Raw genomic sequence first — 18177 nt, forward strand, 5'->3', positions numbered from 1 at the left:
ATAATAAAAGTTTCCGGTTTTCGTTTTCTTAATCTAAAAGTATTTAAGTCCTGCGATGAAAAAATATTATTTACTTAAAATAACGTGTTGGGCATTTTTGATAATGTCGACTTTTTCCTGTTCCAGTGATTTAAATTTTGATCAGGTAAACGATTTAAAACTTCAGCCTGTAGTGGAAGGGAATCTGAGTTATTTTAATGTTGCAGCCACTGATTTTCTGGCTGATAACGGCTCAGAATATAATTTGGTTTTGGATTCTCAGGATTTTGATATTTTCAGAGACAGATACCTTAATGATTATTTGCAAAAAGCAGACTTACATTTTGAAATAACCAATACCATAAACAGAGCTTTCAAAGCTGATATTCTTTTGTTAAACGATAATGATCAGGTTTTGTATACCATCAGTTTTGATATTCCTGCTTCTGCTGGAACTCCAACGGTAATCAGCAAAATGGAAATTTTTGAAAATGCTAAATTACAGTTGCTTAAAAATACCCGAAAACTGCAATTTGCATTAACGGTAAAATCCGGCCCGGCTTTTAACTCCAACAGTACAGGTAATTTAATATTGCGTTCAAGTGCAACCGTATATTTAGAAATAGAATGAGAAAAATAATTGCATTTTTTTTCGTTTTGATTTCGCTAAATTGTTTTTCACAAAACAAGCAATTGCTTTATAATTTTACTTCAGTTCCACAATCGTTAATGACAAATCCCGGAGCCGATTTTAAATACAAATATTATTTTGGTGTTCCGTTGCTTTCCGGTTTTTCTTTTAAAACTGCTTCATCCGGGTTTTCAGCTTATGATTTGTTTGCCAATGACGGAGTCGATTTCAATCAGAAATTAAGAAATGTGGTGTACTCAACCAGCCGCCGGGATCATGCAGCGGTAAACGAACAAATCGAAATTTTGAATGGTGGTATTAAACTGGGTGACTGGCTGGATAATAAAGGCTATCTTTCCTTTGGCTTGTATCAGGAGTTTGATTTTTTTAGCTATATGCCTAAAGATTTGGCTATTTTAGCTTTAGACGGAAATCAAAATTATATTGGAAAATCCTTTAATCTGGCTGATTTAAGTGTAAAAGCTGAGGCAGTTACCGTTTTGCATTTGGGATATCATAAAAATCTTTCCGAAAAACTAATAGTTGGAGCAAGGGGGAAAGTCTATTTTAGTGGTTTCAATGCAACTTCTACACAAAATTCAGGTTCTATAATTACGACCAATTCTAATACTACCGTTTACAACCAGATAATTAATTCGAATCTGGAATTAAAAACCTCAGGTGTTTCAAAGTATACTACAGATGAATATGATGGAGATGTGGCCGGCGATATTCAGAAACAAATGCTGTTTGGCGGCGATTTAGGTTTAGGATTTGACTTAGGATTTACTTATTATCCTAAAAAAAATACCCAGATAACAGCCAGTATTCTTGACGTAGGATTTGTAAACCACAGCAAAGATGTTGAAAACTATACCTTGAAAGGATACTATAACTATCAGGGAATTAATCCTGACTTTTCAAATACTGATGACCCTGAAAGTATTTATGATGATTTTAGAGAAGCAATTCCTTTAGATACTTTGTATACTAAATATACCACTTGGCGTCCTGTAAAACTAAATGCTTCCTATCAATACTCTTTTGGAACAGCCACTGATGAAGATTGTGTGTGCATAGCCGGCGAAAAAAGTTATAAAAATGCCGTAGGAGCACAGCTGTTTGTCATGAGCACGCCCAGAACACCAATAACTGCATTAACGGGTTTTTATCGGCGAAATGTTTCTGATAAACTACATCTTAAAGCAACTTATACGCTGGATTCCTATTCTTATACCAATATAGGATTGGGATTGTCAGCTGATATAGGTAAGTTCAATATGTATTTTATGGCTGATAATTTATTGGAATACCGCGATGTTTCTAAAGCAAATAGTCTTTCGTTTCAATTTGGATTTAATTTCATTTTCAAAGACAGTAATGAACCGCCTTATTCGCAATAGTTGAAGACTATTGTTAAATTAATTGAATTTTGAATTATAAAAAGTCAAAATAATTTGCTATATTTGCACGCAATTCAACTAGAAATTGCAACATGATAGCACACAACTCCAAGATTATCGGTGAAGGTTTAACTTACGATGATGTATTATTAGTTCCTAATTACTCGCATGTGCTTCCTCGCGAAGTGAGTATCAAAACAAAATTTTCAAGAAATATAACGCTTAACGTTCCTATTGTATCTGCCGCTATGGATACCGTAACCGAAAGTTCTATGGCAATTGCTATGGCACAAGAAGGAGGAATTGGTGTTTTACATAAAAATATGACTATTGAGCAGCAAGCTGCTAAAGTAAGAAAAGTAAAACGTGCCGAATCAGGTATGATCATCGATCCGGTTACTTTGCCATTAAATGCTACTGTAGCTGACGCTAAATCGGCAATGAAAGAATATGGTATCGGCGGAATTCCGGTTGTTGATGAAAATCAAAAACTGAAAGGGATTGTTACTAATCGTGATTTGCGTTTTGAAAAAAACAGCACCCGACCAATTATCGAGGTCATGACGAGTGAAAATCTGGTAACTGTTGCCGAAGGAACATCACTAGAACAGGCAGAAGTTGTTTTGCAGGGGCATAAAATTGAAAAACTTCCTGTAATTGACAAAGACAATACATTAGTGGGTTTGATTACATTTAGAGATATTACTAAATTGAATCAAAAACCAAATGCTAATAAAGATAAATACGGACGTTTGCGGGTAGCTGCTGCTTTAGGAGTTACTGCCGATGCCGTTGAAAGAGCTACAGCTTTAGTAAATGCAGGTGTTGATGCGGTAATTATTGATACCGCTCACGGACATACTAAAGGAGTGGTGGATGTTTTAAAATTAGTTAAAGCACAATTTCCTGATTTAGATGTTATTGTAGGTAACATCGCTACACCGGAAGCTGCTAAATATTTGGTTGAAAACGGAGCAGATGGCGTAAAAGTAGGAATCGGTCCAGGTTCTATTTGTACTACCCGTATTGTAGCCGGTGTTGGTTTTCCTCAGTTTTCAGCTGTTTTAGAAGTAGCTGCAGCTATCAAAGGTTCAGGCGTTCCTGTAATTGCTGATGGTGGAATTCGTTACACAGGAGATATTCCTAAAGCAATTGCCGCAGGAGCTGATTGTGTAATGTTAGGTTCGCTTTTAGCCGGTACTAAGGAATCTCCGGGAGAAACTATTATTTTTGAAGGAAGAAAATTCAAATCATACCGCGGAATGGGTTCTGTTGAAGCCATGCAAACCGGTTCTAAAGACCGTTATTTCCAGGATGTAGAAGACGATGTAAAAAAACTGGTTCCGGAAGGAATTGTAGGTCGTGTGCCTTACAAAGGAGAATTAAACGAAAGTATGTTGCAATTTGTAGGAGGTCTTCGCGCAGGTATGGGATATTGTGGTGCTAAAGATATTGCTACGTTGCAGGAAACAGGACGTTTTGTTCGTTTAACTTCAAGCGGAATTTCTGAAAGTCATCCTCATAATGTTACGATTACTAAAGAAGCGCCAAATTATTCCAGATAATTTAAAGCTTAATTTATAGAGAAAGGCTGTCTTTGAAGTGTGAACTTTAAGACAGCCTTTTAATTTTTATAAATAAATTGTTTTATTTCAATACATGAGTCGCTAATACATTGTGAACATCATACACATTTACTGATTTGTTGAATTGTTTTCTGATGCTTGGTACTTGCTCACTGGAAACCCAGATTTTTAATTCAGCTTCCAGATCAAAAGTCCCCGCGGTTTCAATACTAAATCGTGAAATACTTTTATAGCTAATGGATTTGTATTCTACTTTACTGGCTGTTAAGCCCTGTTTATCTACTAAAATAAGTCTTTTATTGGTGAAAATAAATACATCTCTGATAAGTTTAAAACCTAATTCGATTTCTTCACCGCTTATTAATAATTTTCCGTAATCTTTTTGTAAATCTTCCTGGCTAACCGTTCCTGCGTTTCCAAGTAATGCTGAAAATAATCCCATAGTTGAATATTTTTTTAATCGTTTCTGTTTTTATTATACAATCATTTTTAGGTGACTTTTTGGTATTTATAAAAATTACAATTTTAGTTCTTCTTCTTTTTCAAATAATAATTTGATGTTTTCATAAGAGTTTTTCAGGATTTCAGGAATAGCATCCGGATGAATCCAGGCTACTTTTTCAATCCCTTCATCAAGTTGTCCTTGTGGTGTTCCTTCAAAGTCAGAATACATTTCGAACCAATGGGTAACTTTTAATTTATAAACACCATTGCGCTTGAACACATGATAGGTTTTTTGTAATTTATTGGTAATTCGTAACTGGTTGACTCCGGTTTCTTCTTCGACTTCGCGCATTGCGGTTTGCTCGATTTCTTCCTTTTTTTCGACACCACCTTTAGGTAAATCCCATTTTCCATTTCGAAAAATAAATAAAACCTCTCCCTTTTTATTGTAAACTAATCCTCCACCGGCTTTATTGACAGGGATTTTAGCTTTTAAAGTTTTCATAATCTCTTTTTCATCAGGATGATAGAGGTAGGCTTTTTGAATTTTATTTTGGAAAATTTTGATTATAATTTGTTTAATATCAATACTTTCTAATAAAAACAACTGAAAGTCTGTCTCTCTGGAGATTTTATTTGTCAAAAAAAGTGGTTTGTCGTTAACAAAAACTTTATACATTTGTACTATGATTTTTAATAAAGATACAGCCGAAAAAACAGCCGAATTGCTTTTACAAATAAATGCAATTAAATTGAATCCTGAAAATTCTTTTACATGGGCTTCCGGATGGAAATCACCAATTTATTGTGATAACCGTCTAATTCTTTCATTTCCAAGCATACGAAATTATGTGAGAGATGAATTTGCAAAAAATATTGAGAAACAATTTGGGAAACCAGATGTAATCGCCGGAGTAGCTACAGGGGCTATCGGGATTGGTATGCTCGTTGCCGAAAGCATGGGATTACCCTTTGTTTATGTTCGTCCGGAACCTAAAAAGCACGGTCGCCAGAATCAGGTGGAAGGCTTTTTGCAAAAAGGACAAAATGTTGTGGTTGTAGAAGACTTAATTAGTACCGGTAACAGTAGTTTGCAGGCTGTTGATGCTTTGCGTGCTGCGGGAGCTAATGTTAAAGGTATGGCTGCTATATTTACGTATGGATTTGATGTTGCTGAAGAAAACTTTAAAAAAGCAAAATTAGATTTATATACCCTTAGTAATTATCAAAACTTACTGAATTTAGCTGTAGCTAAAAGTTACATTACTGAAAAGGAAGAGAAAACTTTAAGAGAATGGAGTATTACTCCTTCGACTTGGGGGCAAGTAGAGACTAAATAATAAGACGATTATGAACTTAGAAAGTCCAAAGGTTAACGTTGAAAAATCGGCAGAGGAATTATTTGAATTGTTGACTGACATGCAAAATTTTGAGAAATTGATGCCGGAAAACATTGCTAAGTTTGAAGTTATTGGAGAAGATTCTTTTTTGTTTGGATTAAAAGGAATGCCTGAAATTCAATTGAAGGTTAAAGAAAAATCAGCTCCCCATAAAATAGTATTCGGATCTGCATCTGATAAAGTACCTTTTACTCTTATCACTACTATTGATAGTGTTTCGGCTGCTACAAGCGCTGTGAAATTAGATTTTGAGGGTGATTTTAACCCAATGATGGCCATGATGATAAAAGGGCCAATTAGTAAGTTTATAGAAACGCTGGTTACCAATGTGCCTAAATTATAAATTCGCATTTTTAAAATAAATTATACAACCCTTTTAGTCCTCAGGCTAAGAGGGTTTCTTTTTTGTATAAATTGAACTTGCTGTTAAATCTCTTTCTGTCCATGTAAATATGCAAGTTGTGCAAGAGGAATTTATTTTCTTGTTTTTTCTTTCTTTATCTAATTTTATTCTGTAACCACTCATTAAAAAAGCTTTTTCTGAATAAGAAGAAGCTTTTTGTTTTTTTGGACATTAATAATGCATTCTGGGTGTCTTTTTTAAAACAATAAAATCAATTATTTTTGCTTATACCCCTATTTTTTTAACTCAAAAACGAATTTAGTGATTAAAAATTGCGTTTTAATCCTTTAAAATGTGTTTAAAATGTAAATAACCCTTCTTTTTTATGGGTATTGGTTTAAAATGAATTATGAATAAATCAAAATTTGCAAGTTCAAATTAAATATTATCTATTATTTTGATTTGATTTTCGGTAATTGATAATTCTTTCGGATTTTGAGCAAAAAATATCAATTCTTTGACTTTTTTAAGCCAAAAGTTAATAAATTCGCCATTATCAACAACAAAACAACAAAATATTAACAATTTTCGAAAAAGAGCCAAAGCAGAAAATTGAAAAACACTTAAGCTTTTTATTAACCAAAACCCAATTAGAAATGAGACAACGAGCTAAACCCGCAAACAAGTAAAAAATCAAAAGGTCTTTTCTAAACCAAATTTCTAATTGAAAAGCCTTTCTAAAAAAAAATAACAACAAATAACTTTTACCATAAATCAATTTAAAATCCACTTATTATGAAAAAAATCGAAGCAGTGATACGAAAATCAAAATTTGATGAAGTTAAAAAAGCTTTACACCAAATTGAGGTTAACTTTTTTACCTACTGGGATGTTACCGGTGTGGGTAATGAAAAAGAAGGACACGTATACAGAGGGATTACTTACAGTACTTCCGATATCCAAAGAAGATACATTTCTATTGTTGTTTCTGATCCTTTTTTAGAAAGAACGGTTGATGCTATTTTAAATGCTGCCGGAACAGGAATGGTAGGAGACGGAAAAATATTCGTTTCTGATGTTATTGAGACCTACCGAATCAGAACAAAAGAAAAAGGAACAGACGCTGTTAACTAAATCATTTTTTAAAATTAACTAATAAAATATATATTATGGATACGAATGCTGTATTAGACTTAATGTGGGTATTGATCTGCGGAATTTTAGTGTTTTTCATGCAAGCTGGTTTTACTCTGGTAGAAGCTGGTTTTACAAGATCAAAAAACACAGGAAACATTATAATGAAAAACTTAATGGATTTCTGTATCGGGAGTGTTGCTTTCTGGGCAATAGGTTACTCTTTGATGTATGGAGAATCCATTAGCGGTTTTATAGGAACACCAAGTTTGTTTTTTGATACTGCTGCTGATATGCACAGTTTGTTCTTCCAAACTGTATTTGCTGCAACTGCTGCAACTATCGTTTCTGGAGCAATTGCTGAAAGAACAAAATTTACAACTTATTTATTCTTCTCTCTATTGATGACTTTAGTTATCTATCCAATTTCAGGAAGCTGGGTTTGGAACGGAGGCGGATGGTTAGCCGGAATGGGCTTTACTGATTTTGCCGGATCAACTGTAGTGCACTCTGTTGGTGGATGGGCTTCATTAGTAGCTGCTGCGATGGTAGGACCAAGAATTGGTAAATACAATGCTGACGGAACTTCAAATGCAATTCCAGGACACAACATTATGTTAGGTGCTTTAGGGGTGTTTATTTTATGGATGGGCTGGTTCGGATTTAACCCTGGTTCTCAATTAGCTATCTCTGGAGATAATGCAATTGCTGTAGCAGGTATCTTTATTACAACAAACTTAGCCGGAGCTGCCGGAGCATTAGCGGCAATGTTTTTAACATGGGTTATCTACAAAAAGCCGGATATCTCAATGACATTAAATGGTGTTTTAGCAGGTCTTGTAGGTGTAACTGCCGGTTGTGCTGCTGTAAGCCCGATGGGAGCTTTCTGGATAGGATTAATTTGTGGTATCGCTGTAGTATTCTCTATTGAGTTCATCGACAAAAAACTTAAAATTGACGATCCGGTTGGAGCTGTTTCTGTACACGGTGTATGTGGTGCTTTAGGTACTATATTAGTAGGTGTATTTGCTACTGACGGAGGTTTACTTTACGGAGGTGGATTTGCAAAATTAGGAGTACAGTTAACGGGAGTAGTTGCAATAGGTGCATGGGCTATGATTACTACTTTTATTGTTCTTTTTATTCTTAAAAAGACATTGGGACTTAGAGTTACTAAAGAAGAAGAAATTGACGGATTAGATATTCATGAGCATGGTTCAAATGTTTACAATGACTAATAAGTAATTTATTTTAAACTATCAAAAGCCACAACATTCCTTATGTTGTGGCTTTTGTAATTTATATAAAGAGGCAATAAAATCGGAAGGAAATGTTAATAGGGCTCAAAAAATTCACAAAAATTTGAGACTTCATTTAAAAGTTAATAGCTGATAAATGATTAAATTTAACAATACAAACTATATCAGTATGATAGTAGTATTAATTTAAATATACAAAATCATGAGTTTATTGACAGATAATGTTATTCCGGGTGACCACGGTAAAATTTTTGGTACTAATGCTAAAGAAGATAGTGAATTGACAGCAATTAAGGAAAGCCTTTTAAAAATGGATGGGGTTACTGAAGTGCACATCAATAATGCTGTTTTTCCAAGAGAGTTTACGGTTTTAACTAACAAAGTTATAAGTGTGGAAGAAATAGAAAGACAAGTAAAATCCATAGGTTTTCATGCCATTCCTAAACAAGTAATCTAGAATATAAACTCCTTTAAAAGCATATTTATTTTAAAGGAGTTTTTTTTATCCAATAATTTAACATTGTTATTTAATTTATTATCGTAATATTGCAATATAAAAATATAACGATGGGAATTACTAAAACCGAAAGTTTTACAGAAGAGCAAAATCAGTTGGCTACGTTAGCTAAAGCCATTGGGCATCCTGCACGGATAGCCATCATACAACATTTAATAAAAGTAAATAGTTGTATTTGCGGAGATATTGTAAACGAACTTCCGCTGGCACAGCCTACTGTTTCCCAACACCTGAAAGAATTAAAAAATGCAGGCCTGATCAAGGGGAGTCTTGAGGGTAATGCGGTTTGTTATTGTCTGGACGAAAAAGGTTTTGGTAAAATAAAATCATTTTTTGAAAACATAGACAGCTATTTTAATAGAACTAATCAATGTTGTTAATTTTAAAAAGAATACAATCATGAAATTATCAGAAATCAAAACAATTTTAGAAAGTGCAGACCATGTCACTTTTCAATTATCGGATGGAACATTAGTGCCGGAACATTTTCATGTAACCGAAGTGGGATTAATCACTAAAAAGTTTATTGACTGTGGCGGTACAGTCAGAAATGAGAAAATTGTCAATTTCCAGTTGTGGGATGCCAATGATTTTGAACATCGTTTAAAACCTGAGAAGCTCCTGAATATTATTTCTTTATCTGAAAAAGTATTGGGAATTGAAGATTCAGAAATAGAAGTGGAATACCAATCAACCACAATCGGTAAGTACGATTTAGATTTTGATGGGAAAAACTTTATTCTGTTAAACAAGAAAACAGCTTGTCTGGCCGAAGATCAATGTGGAATTCCGCAAGAAAAGCAAAAAATAAAATTAAGCGAAATTAAAAATCAAACTCAGAGTTGTACTCCCGGAGGCAGCTGCTGCTAAGAAATTCAATTTATAAACTCAAAATACTAAAAATGACTGCAACTCAAACGGAGCTCTTTTCGAAAATTGAAAAAGTAATTCAGGATTTTAATTTCGAAAATATAACTGAAGATCGAAAATTGGTATTACAGCCTTTGGTAGATTTTATCCAGAATAAAGTAAATAACAATCAGGAAATAAGACTTAATTTAATATGTACCCATAATTCCAGAAGAAGTCATTTGTCGCAAGTCTGGGCACAAACAGCAGCGGCTTATTATGCTGTTCCAAATGTATTTTGCTATTCCGGCGGAACCGAAGCTACTGCTTTGTTCCCAATGGCGGCTCAAACCTTGACTAACCAAGGATTCCAAATTACAACGCTTGCCGAAGGAACGAATCCTGTTTACAGTATTAAATTTTCAGAAAATGCGCATCCGGTTATAGGATTTTCTAAAACCTATGATGATAGCTTTAATCCGCAATCTCAATTTGCTGCAATTATGACTTGTTCGCAGGCTGATGGAGGCTGTCCTTTTATTGCCGGTGCCGAAAAACGCATTCCGATAACTTTTGAAGATCCCAAAGCTTTTGATAATACGCCGCAACAGGCTGAGAAGTACGAAGAAAGAAGCATTCAGATTGGAACTGAACTCTTTTATGTTTTTTCACAAATAAAAAAATAATATGTCAGTTACAAATTGTGCTCCGGCATTTAAAAGAAAAAAACTAAGCTTTTTAGACCGTTACCTGACTCTTTGGATTTTCCTGGCGATGGCTTTGGGAATTGCTATTGGTAATTTTGTTCCTTCCAGCGGATCATTTATCAACTCTTTTTCCAGCGGAACAACTAATATTCCATTGGCTATCGGATTGATTCTTATGATGTATCCTCCGTTAGCCAAAGTAAAATATGAAGAAATGGGAGCTGTCTTTAAAAATATCAAAATATTGACTGCATCGCTGTTTCTTAATTGGATTATAGGTCCTGTTTTAATGTTTGTACTGGCGCTTGTTTTTCTAAACGCTTATCCGGAATACATGATTGGCGTAATCTTAATTGGTTTGGCAAGATGCATCGCCATGGTGGTGGTTTGGAACGACCTTGCTGATGGAAACCGGGAATATGCAGCAGGTCTTATTGCTTTAAACAGTATTTTTCAGGTAGTGCTGTATAGCGTTTATGCGTATATTTTTATCACTGTTTTGCCTCCTTATTTTGGTTTTACCGGATTTGAAGTTGCTATTAGTATCGCTCAGATTGCCGAAAGTGTTGCTATTTATTTAGGGATTCCGTTTGCCTTAGGAATCATTAGTCGTTATAGTCTGATTTACTTAAAGGGTATCGAATGGTTTCAGAATAAATTTATACCGGTAATTTCTCCAATCACATTAATTGCTTTGTTGTTTACTATTGTGATTATGTTTAGTTTAAAAGGAGCATTAATTGTTCAGATTCCGATGGATGTAGTTCGAATTGCAATTCCGTTACTGATTTATTTTACGGTTATGTTTCTAATCAGTTTTTTTGTTGGGAAATATTTTGGAGCCGATTATTCTAAAAGTACCGCCATTGCTTTCACGGCTACGGGAAATAATTTTGAATTAGCTATAGCAGTGGCTATTGGTGTCTTTGGGATCAATAGCGGACAGGCTTTTGCAGGTGTTATAGGACCTTTGGTAGAAGTTCCAGCATTAATTGCTTTAGTAAATGTGGCATTTTGGTTCCAAAAGAAATATTTTGCTGCCGCTTAAGTAATCTTACTTAATCAGTTTTTGTTTGTTATAATAAAGCATTCGTTAATAAGTAGTCGTAAGTAAGCTTATTTTCGAATGCTTTTTTTTGTGAAAGTGTTTTTTAAAAGCATTTTTAGATTTTTTTCTTTTGTAAATTCATGAAAACACTGATGTGTACAGAATAAAACAGCTTTAAAACATTAGAAAATTAAAAAAACAACCGCTCTTTTTTACACATTTTATATTTTAATACCTTCCTTTTCATAATATCTTAATTCAGAATAAAAAATAAAAATTAAGTATTTGTATTAAGTATTTATACGTATATTTGCTTCGTAATACTTAATAATGATATTATGATAAAAATAATTGTAGTCGGAAACGGCATGGTGGGTTTCAAATTTTGCGAAAAATTCGTTTCAAAATCTGGACAGGAAAAATATCAAATTACCGTATTTGGTGAAGAGCCTAGACGTGCTTATGACCGTGTTCACCTTAGTGAATACTTTGCAGGAAAGTCAGCTGATGATTTATCAATGTCAACTGCAACTTGGTACGAAGAAAATAATATCATATTAAACACCTCTGAATTAGTTACTGATATTCATAAAGAAAATAAAACAATTACCACACATCTGGAAAAAACACATTCTTATGATTATCTGGTTTTAGCTACTGGTTCAGGTGCTTTTGTTCCGCCTATTGAAGGTGTTGAAAAAGAAGGTGTTTTTGTTTACCGAACAATAGAAGATCTGGACGCTATTATGGCTTACGCCAAAAAAATAAAGCAAAACGGTGCAACAGAAGCTGCGGTATTAGGCGGTGGATTGCTTGGACTAGAAGCGGCAAAAGCAGTACGTGATTTAGGATTGAATCCTCATGTAGTTGAATTTGCTCCGCGACTAATGCCAAGACAATTAGATAAAGGAGCCAGTAACATGCTTCGTTCTAAAATTGAAGAACTTAATATTAAAATACATCTAAGTAAATCTACTCAGTTTATTGATGGTGATGACTGCATCACAGGAATGATGTTTGAAGAAGAGGAACTTTTAAAAGTAGATATGCTTGTAATCTCTGCAGGTATCAAACCTCGTGATGAACTGGGAAGAGGAGCAGGTCTTGAAGTAGGTGTACGCGGTGGTGTTGTGGTTAACAACCAAATGCAGACTTCAGATCCTAATATCTACGCTATTGGTGAGGTGGCATTATACAATCACATGATTTATGGGCTTGTGGCTCCGGGTTATGAAATGGCCGATGTTGCTGCTGAGCAAATTTTGCAAGGAGACAAAACCATGAGAGAAAGTATTGATATGTCAACTCAGTTAAAATTAATTGGGGTTGAGGTAGCAAGCTTTGGTGATCCATTTATAGAACATCAGGAAGGAACTCCTATTGTTTATGAAAATAAACTAAGCGGAATCTACAAAAGAATCAATATTTCTAAAGACGGAACGAAACTTTTAGGAGGTATTCTGGTAGGAGATTCAAGTGATTACAATACTTTATTCCAAATTTACAGCAACGGAATGGCGATTCCTAAAAACCCGGAAGATTTAATTCTAGGTGCCAGAGGAGGAGAATCTTCTTCTATGGGAAGTGCTATGGATTTGCCGGATACAGCCGTAATCTGTTCTTGCGAAAATGTGACTAAAGGAAGCATTTGCTGTTCTATTACTGATGGAAGTTGTGAAACTTTTGGTGATGTGGTAAAAGCAACTAAAGCAACTTCGGGTTGTGGTGGTTGTAAACCAATGGTAGCCGACTTAGTAAAAGAAGCTCAGAAATCTTTAGGAAAAGAAGTGAAAGATGTTGTTTGTGAGCATTTTGCTTACAGCCGTCAGGAATTATTTGATATTGTGAAAATCAATAAATTCACAAATCATAATGAAGTATTGGGAACCATTGGAAAAGGAGACGGTTGCGAAATTTGCCGACCTGTTTTATCTTCTATCTTCTCCAGTATTTACAATGACACTGCTAACAAACACGTAACATCTCAGGATTCAAACGATAGATTCTTAGCTAATATTCAAAGAAACGGAACCTATTCAGTAGTTCCAAGAATGGCTGGTGGTGAAGTTACTGCCGAGAAATTAATCGCAATTGGTGAAGTAGCTAAAGAATACAATTTATATACTAAAATAACCGGAGCACAACGTGTGGATTTATTTGGTGCTGAACTAAATGATTTACCTGCTATCTGGAAAAAATTAATTGACAAAGGTTTTGAAAGTGGTCATGCTTATGGTAAATCCTTAAGAGCCGTAAAAAGCTGTGTAGGTAATGCCTGGTGCCGTTACGGAATGGACGACAGTACCACATTAGCCATCGAACTGGAAAATCGTTACAGAGGAATTCGTTCTCCGCATAAATTAAAAGGAGGAGTTTCGGCTTGTATCAGAGAATGTGCTGAAGCAAGAGGGAAAGATTTTGGAGTGATTGCTGTTGAAGGTGGCTGGAATCTTTACATCTGTGGTAACGGTGGTGCAAACCCTAAACACGCCGTTCTTTTAGCAGAACAAATAGACAAAGAAACCGTATTCAAATACATGGATCGTTTCCTTATGTACTATATCCGTACTGCGGGACCATTGGTTAGAACCTCTACCTGGTTAGAAAAACTGGAAGGCGGACTTGATTATTTAAAAAATGTAATCATCAACGATAGTCTTGGAATCAACGAAACACTGGAAGCAGAAATGCAACAATTAGTAGACACTTTCGAATGTGAGTGGAAACAAGCCATTGAAGATCCGGAAATGATGAAACGTTTCAGACATTTTACAAACACTGATGATCGTGATGAAACGATTGAGTATATCCCGCTTAGAGAACAAAAAATGCCTGTAGCCTGGTAATATTTTTTAATAAAGTAGTTTATAATTTATGAATTTTTTGTTTTCCTGATTGCTGTTAAATCAGGAAAACAAACCCAAAAACAAAACAACATGGAAAACATACTAAAAAAATATGAATCAGTAACTCCAAGTGATGTAAAAGTATGGTTTAATGCCGGTAAAACTGCCGATTTTCCAGCTGATGGTGGAGGATGTGTGAAATACAAAGACAAACAAATTGCTGTTATTAATTTCGAAAGAAGAAACGAATGGTATGCCTGTCAGAATTTATGTCCGCACAAAATGGAAATGGTACTTTCCAGAGGGATGATAGGATCCGCTGATGAACTGCCTAAAATTGCCTGTCCTATCCACAAAAAAACATTTTCTTTAAAGGACGGAAGCAACTTAAGCGGTGATGATTTAAAAATTGCAACGTATCCGGTGAAGATTGTGGAAGACGAAGTATTGATTGGGTTTATGGATTAAATATGTATCTTTGATGTATCAAAAATGCACCAAATGACAACTACACCATTCCAACAGGCAAGCCAATGGATTGATGCCGAAAACGCACAAGATCCTAACATAGAAATACACGAATCCATAAGTTTTTCTAAAGAACTGTTGTATTCTAACAGGATGTATGAAAGGCTTATGGATTTTTATCCTGATGCTTCTGAAGAAGTTCAAATCGCTGCCAAAGCGCAACATATTTGCCGTTGGAAAATAGCCAGAGAATCTTACCCGATGGATCGCGTGGGCTATTTAAAATGGCGTGAGGATTTAAAAAAATTCCATGCTAAAACTACGGCAGGAATTCTGGAAAAAGCAGGATATAATGCTGAATTTATTGCCAGAGTTGCTTTCTTAATCGAAAAAAAATTACTTAAAAAAGACGAAGAAACACAGCTGCTGGAAGATGTGATCTGTTTGGTTTTCTTAGAATATTATCTGGAACCTTTTGTAGAGAAACACGATACTGAAAAACTCAAAAACATTATTCTGAAAACATGGAATAAAATGTCTGAAAAAGGACATCAGGCTGCTTTGCAAATTAATTACAGCCCAGCCAATCTACAGTTAATTAAAGATGCTCTGGGATTGTAACCGGATTCCATTATGACAAAAGAAGTTAAAGCCTTATCTGATAAACTTAATTTTAAAAAATTAAAGCAAATGTATCTGTTTGCTTTAGTCACGATTGCTGTTACCGTACTTTTAAGTCAGCTGCTTATTCAGCATAATATTAACAGCCAGATCAATGATTCCCGCCTGATTAATATTTCCGGAAAACAACGAATGCTAAGTCAGAAACTGGCAAAAGAAGTGTTGATATTAAATTCTTTTTCGAAAGATTCAGATATCAATGAACAAATTTCGAATATAAAGAATACACTGGAACTTTGGAAATTCACTCATTTAGCCTTAGAAAAAGGAAACGACACTCTTAATTTTCCAAAAGAAAAAAGCCCGGCGCTTTTAGGTTTATACAAAAATATAAAGTCTAATGTGGATCTTATAGACAGTGCCACAACCAAGTATCTCAACAATAAGAATAATCCGGATGCTCAGTTAGAGAATACTCAGGAAGTACAAACTATCCTTGACAATGTAGCTGTTTTTATTACTAAAATGCATCGCATTGTGGGGCAATATGAGCAGGAAGCTTTAGACAAAGTAACCCGCCAGCGGAACATAGAATACGGCATTTTAAGTTTTACGCTCTTCGTTTTATTTTTAGAATTTTTGTTCATTTTTAAACCTACGAATAAGAAAATTGAATTACTGATTTCTAAATTACTGATCTCTGAAAGGAGAGCCATTAAGCTGGCACGCGATACTGAAGCGATTAGTATCATCAAAGAAAACTCGGTAAAAGAATTGAAGTCGCTCAATTTTGCAATGGAGAATACCTTGCTTTATTGCCGCATAAGTCCTCAGGGAAAAATTATTCACATGGGAGAAAAATTTGCAAAACTATTGCAATACAACCCTTCTTTTGATGTCGATAAAAGTTTTTCTAAAGCCATTACCACAGTAGAAAAAGAGCAGTTGGCGATCGATCAGATTATCGCTGATAAGCAAAGAGGAGGCTGGCAGGGCGAGTTGAATACAACCGATAGAAATGGGGACACCTTATGGCTGGATATGTCGATGATTCCGGTTAGAATTAGAAAAGACGAATCGGAATTACTGGTTATTTGTTTTAATATTACCATTCGAAAAAATGCCGAATTAGAAGTAGAGCGACTCAATCGGGAAAATATTGTAGAGCGAATCAATCAGCAAAAAATCATTTCGAGCAAGATTGTTGAAAATCAGGAAAACGAGCAAAACCGTATTGCCAGAGAGATTCATGACGGAATAGGGCAGATGCTTACCGGATTAAAATTCAGTTTAGAAAGTATTAATTTAGAGGATAAAGAAAAATCAGCTCAAAAAATAGAATACCTTAAAAAACTATCTCTGGATATTATCAAAGGAGTCCGTACGGCTACTTTTAACCTGATGCCGCCGGAACTGAGTGATCACGGAATTGTGCCATCGATTACTAAACTTACATTAGAACTCACCAAACTCACCGGAAAAAACATTCAGTTTTACAATAAAAGCGAGTTTGATCAGCGTTTAGATTCTTTAATCGAAATCAACATTTACCGTTTAACACAGGAAGCCATCAATAATGCTATCAAGTATGCCGATTCTTCTCATATTATTGTTCAGCTTTCGCACAGTAATAAAATACTAAGTATTACGGTTGATGATAACGGCAAAGGATTTGATTTAGCAACAGTAGAAAAAAAGCGAAACAGTGAGTCGGGAATGGGCTTATTGTTTATGAAAGAACGCGTAAGATACATCAACGGAAGGGTGTTTATCAATTCCATTCCGGGAGAAGGAACCCGAATCACCTTTAACATTCCCATATAATTTTAAAATAAAATACGTAAAAAACACGTATATTGCACTACTTTAAACTAAGTAGCTAATTTATTTATTAAACGCAATAAGTTATGAACGATACAATTCGAGTGGTACTGGCAGATGATCATTTTTTTGTGAGAGATGGTATTAAATCACTTTTAGAAAGCGAAAAAAATATTGTAGTTGTAGGAGAAGCGACCGATGGATTAGAAGCTTTAGAGGTAGTAACCACTACTAAACCTGACTTATTAATTGTGGATATCCGAATGCCGCATCATACCGGTATTGAGGTAGTTGAAAAACTGCGCAATCAGAATAACACCGTAAAAATCATCGTGCTTTCGATGCACGAATCAGAAGAATATGTATTAAAATCCATCAAGGCAGGTGCCGATGGTTATTTGCTTAAAGGTTCGAGCAAAGAGGAGTTTTTAAAGGCTTTGCACGCTGTAGCTAATGGAGGAAAGTATTTCACAGGGGATATTTCGTCTATATTAATCAATCAGTTAACCAGTGCCACCAGCACATTAGAACCAAAACCTGCTCTTGCCGAGGATTTAACGATTACCAAAAGAGAAAAAGAAATCCTGACGCTTTTATTATCCGGAAAAGGAAATAAAGAAATAGCCGAAGCCCTGGAAATCAGTAAACGTACTGCCGAAGTACATCGTTTTAACCTTATGAAAAAACTAAAAGTCAAAAACCTAATGGAATTGTCTAACAAAGCCACCGAATATTCATTGATATAAAAATCTAAATAATAAGGATAATTTATCCTTCTGTTTTGAATCCTGTTTTTAGTTACGGCTAAGAACAGGATTTTTTATTACGGTCTTTATTTAACCGCAAAGGGCACAAAGTTTAACGCAAAGTTCACAAAGAGAAATCCTTTTAAATCTGTGAAAATCTGTGGCTAAAATTTTTCACCACAAAAGACACAAAGCTTCCGCAAAGGATTAAAAACTTATATGAACTTAATTCTTTACTTGTTCATAAAGCATTTCAAAAAAAACTTATATGACTTATATGTTTTTTAAAAAATGTCATACCAATAGCAATGTCAAAAATCAATTTTAATGAAATGTTTGCAAAGAACAAACCTAATCCGCGGTCAATCAAAACCA

The 18177-nt window shown here is 34.8% G+C and carries 19 protein-coding genes; 17 read left to right on the forward strand and 2 right to left on the reverse strand.

Annotated features, from left to right (window positions below; translation table 11 throughout):
- The first annotated feature begins 103 nt into the window (after positions 1-103).
- The 3 genes from BUB89_RS14705 to guaB all read left to right on the forward strand — a co-directional run bounded on the left by BUB89_RS14705 (position 104) and on the right by guaB (position 3578).
- On the forward strand, positions 104-610 hold the full coding sequence (locus BUB89_RS14705; protein ID WP_234982656.1) for a hypothetical protein: 507 nt from the start codon (positions 104-106) through the stop codon (positions 608-610).
- A complete protein-coding gene (locus BUB89_RS14710; RefSeq protein ID WP_073246335.1) occupies positions 607-2013 on the forward strand; it encodes a DUF5723 family protein in 1407 nt (468 codons plus the stop codon). Before BUB89_RS14705 ends, BUB89_RS14710 begins: the two co-directional genes overlap by 4 nt.
- A gap of 92 nt (positions 2014-2105) precedes the next feature.
- Entirely contained in the window at positions 2106-3578 is a 1473-nt protein-coding gene (gene guaB, locus BUB89_RS14715) for an IMP dehydrogenase (RefSeq protein ID WP_073246337.1), read from the forward strand.
- Positions 3579-3660: 82 nt separating this feature from the next.
- Here guaB and BUB89_RS14720 read toward each other — a convergent pair whose 3' ends face one another.
- Positions 3661-4041, reverse strand: a complete 381-nt coding sequence (locus tag BUB89_RS14720; RefSeq protein ID WP_073246339.1) for a PH domain-containing protein — start codon at positions 4039-4041, stop codon at positions 3661-3663.
- A 75-nt stretch (positions 4042-4116) separates the two neighbouring features.
- A complete protein-coding gene (locus BUB89_RS14725; protein ID WP_073246340.1) occupies positions 4117-4722 on the reverse strand; it encodes an NUDIX hydrolase in 606 nt (201 codons plus the stop codon).
- Between the two features lie 7 nt (positions 4723-4729).
- On the opposite strand from BUB89_RS14725, the gene pyrE reads away from it, so the two are divergent.
- The 14 genes from pyrE to BUB89_RS14795 all read left to right on the forward strand — a co-directional run bounded on the left by pyrE (position 4730) and on the right by BUB89_RS14795 (position 17802).
- On the forward strand, positions 4730-5383 hold the full coding sequence (gene pyrE / locus BUB89_RS14730) for an orotate phosphoribosyltransferase (protein WP_073246342.1): 654 nt from the start codon (positions 4730-4732) through the stop codon (positions 5381-5383).
- A gap of 10 nt (positions 5384-5393) precedes the next feature.
- Positions 5394-5786, forward strand: a complete 393-nt coding sequence (locus BUB89_RS14735) for an SRPBCC family protein (protein WP_073246344.1) — start codon at positions 5394-5396, stop codon at positions 5784-5786.
- Between the two features lie 795 nt (positions 5787-6581).
- The gene (locus BUB89_RS14740; protein WP_073246346.1) at positions 6582-6920 is read left to right on the forward strand and encodes a P-II family nitrogen regulator; all 339 of its coding nucleotides are present in this window, start codon (positions 6582-6584) and stop codon (positions 6918-6920) included.
- A gap of 35 nt (positions 6921-6955) precedes the next feature.
- Entirely contained in the window at positions 6956-8158 is a 1203-nt protein-coding gene (locus BUB89_RS14745) for an ammonium transporter (RefSeq protein WP_073246348.1), read from the forward strand.
- A gap of 223 nt (positions 8159-8381) precedes the next feature.
- On the forward strand, positions 8382-8636 hold the full coding sequence (locus BUB89_RS14750) for a heavy-metal-associated domain-containing protein (protein ID WP_073246350.1): 255 nt from the start codon (positions 8382-8384) through the stop codon (positions 8634-8636).
- Positions 8637-8746: 110 nt separating this feature from the next.
- Positions 8747-9076 carry an ArsR/SmtB family transcription factor gene (locus BUB89_RS14755; protein ID WP_073246352.1) on the forward strand — a complete coding sequence of 110 codons (330 nt, stop codon included), beginning with the start codon at positions 8747-8749 and terminating at the stop codon, positions 9074-9076.
- 19 nt (positions 9077-9095) lie between these two features.
- Positions 9096-9566 (forward strand): DUF6428 family protein, encoded by a 471-nt coding sequence (locus BUB89_RS14760; RefSeq protein WP_073246354.1) that lies wholly within the window; start codon positions 9096-9098, stop codon positions 9564-9566.
- A gap of 32 nt (positions 9567-9598) precedes the next feature.
- On the forward strand, positions 9599-10231 hold the full coding sequence (locus BUB89_RS14765; RefSeq protein WP_073246356.1) for an arsenate-mycothiol transferase ArsC: 633 nt from the start codon (positions 9599-9601) through the stop codon (positions 10229-10231).
- Position 10232: 1 nt separating this feature from the next.
- Positions 10233-11300 (forward strand): ACR3 family arsenite efflux transporter, encoded by a 1068-nt coding sequence (arsB, locus tag BUB89_RS14770; protein ID WP_073246358.1) that lies wholly within the window; start codon positions 10233-10235, stop codon positions 11298-11300.
- Between the two features lie 338 nt (positions 11301-11638).
- Complete coding sequence (gene nirB / locus BUB89_RS14775; protein WP_073246360.1) at positions 11639-14146, forward strand: nitrite reductase large subunit NirB; 2508 nt, start codon at positions 11639-11641, stop codon at positions 14144-14146.
- Between the two features lie 90 nt (positions 14147-14236).
- Positions 14237-14614 carry a nitrite reductase small subunit NirD gene (gene nirD, locus BUB89_RS14780; RefSeq protein WP_073246362.1) on the forward strand — a complete coding sequence of 126 codons (378 nt, stop codon included), beginning with the start codon at positions 14237-14239 and terminating at the stop codon, positions 14612-14614.
- Between the two features lie 33 nt (positions 14615-14647).
- Positions 14648-15235 (forward strand): DUF4202 domain-containing protein, encoded by a 588-nt coding sequence (locus BUB89_RS14785; RefSeq protein WP_073246364.1) that lies wholly within the window; start codon positions 14648-14650, stop codon positions 15233-15235.
- Positions 15236-15247: 12 nt separating this feature from the next.
- The gene (locus tag BUB89_RS14790; protein ID WP_073246366.1) at positions 15248-17059 is read left to right on the forward strand and encodes an ATP-binding protein; all 1812 of its coding nucleotides are present in this window, start codon (positions 15248-15250) and stop codon (positions 17057-17059) included.
- Positions 17060-17142: 83 nt separating this feature from the next.
- The gene (locus BUB89_RS14795; protein ID WP_073246368.1) at positions 17143-17802 is read left to right on the forward strand and encodes a response regulator transcription factor; all 660 of its coding nucleotides are present in this window, start codon (positions 17143-17145) and stop codon (positions 17800-17802) included.
- The last annotated feature ends 375 nt before the right edge of the window (positions 17803-18177 follow it).

Source organism: Flavobacterium flevense (assembly GCF_900142775.1).
Classification (GTDB): domain Bacteria; phylum Bacteroidota; class Bacteroidia; order Flavobacteriales; family Flavobacteriaceae; genus Flavobacterium; species Flavobacterium flevense.

Bases quoted from the DNA above. Each gene is read 5' to 3' on its own strand.
- BUB89_RS14705 (WP_234982656.1), top strand. From the start codon at position 104: ATGTCGACTTTTTCCTGTTCCAGTGATTTAAATTTTGATCAGGTAAAC.
- BUB89_RS14710 (WP_073246335.1), top strand. From the start codon at position 607: ATGAGAAAAATAATTGCATTTTTTTTCGTTTTGATTTCGCTAAATTGT.
- guaB (WP_073246337.1), top strand. From the start codon at position 2,106: ATGATAGCACACAACTCCAAGATTATCGGTGAAGGTTTAACTTACGAT.
- BUB89_RS14720 (WP_073246339.1), bottom strand. From the start codon at position 4,041: ATGGGATTATTTTCAGCATTACTTGGAAACGCAGGAACGGTTAGCCAG.
- BUB89_RS14725 (WP_073246340.1), bottom strand. From the start codon at position 4,722: ATGTATAAAGTTTTTGTTAACGACAAACCACTTTTTTTGACAAATAAA.
- pyrE (WP_073246342.1), top strand. From the start codon at position 4,730: ATGATTTTTAATAAAGATACAGCCGAAAAAACAGCCGAATTGCTTTTA.
- BUB89_RS14735 (WP_073246344.1), top strand. From the start codon at position 5,394: ATGAACTTAGAAAGTCCAAAGGTTAACGTTGAAAAATCGGCAGAGGAA.
- BUB89_RS14740 (WP_073246346.1), top strand. From the start codon at position 6,582: ATGAAAAAAATCGAAGCAGTGATACGAAAATCAAAATTTGATGAAGTT.
- BUB89_RS14745 (WP_073246348.1), top strand. From the start codon at position 6,956: ATGGATACGAATGCTGTATTAGACTTAATGTGGGTATTGATCTGCGGA.
- BUB89_RS14750 (WP_073246350.1), top strand. From the start codon at position 8,382: ATGAGTTTATTGACAGATAATGTTATTCCGGGTGACCACGGTAAAATT.
- BUB89_RS14755 (WP_073246352.1), top strand. From the start codon at position 8,747: ATGGGAATTACTAAAACCGAAAGTTTTACAGAAGAGCAAAATCAGTTG.
- BUB89_RS14760 (WP_073246354.1), top strand. From the start codon at position 9,096: ATGAAATTATCAGAAATCAAAACAATTTTAGAAAGTGCAGACCATGTC.
- BUB89_RS14765 (WP_073246356.1), top strand. From the start codon at position 9,599: ATGACTGCAACTCAAACGGAGCTCTTTTCGAAAATTGAAAAAGTAATT.
- arsB (WP_073246358.1), top strand. From the start codon at position 10,233: ATGTCAGTTACAAATTGTGCTCCGGCATTTAAAAGAAAAAAACTAAGC.
- nirB (WP_073246360.1), top strand. From the start codon at position 11,639: ATGATAAAAATAATTGTAGTCGGAAACGGCATGGTGGGTTTCAAATTT.
- nirD (WP_073246362.1), top strand. From the start codon at position 14,237: ATGGAAAACATACTAAAAAAATATGAATCAGTAACTCCAAGTGATGTA.
- BUB89_RS14785 (WP_073246364.1), top strand. From the start codon at position 14,648: ATGACAACTACACCATTCCAACAGGCAAGCCAATGGATTGATGCCGAA.
- BUB89_RS14790 (WP_073246366.1), top strand. From the start codon at position 15,248: ATGACAAAAGAAGTTAAAGCCTTATCTGATAAACTTAATTTTAAAAAA.
- BUB89_RS14795 (WP_073246368.1), top strand. From the start codon at position 17,143: ATGAACGATACAATTCGAGTGGTACTGGCAGATGATCATTTTTTTGTG.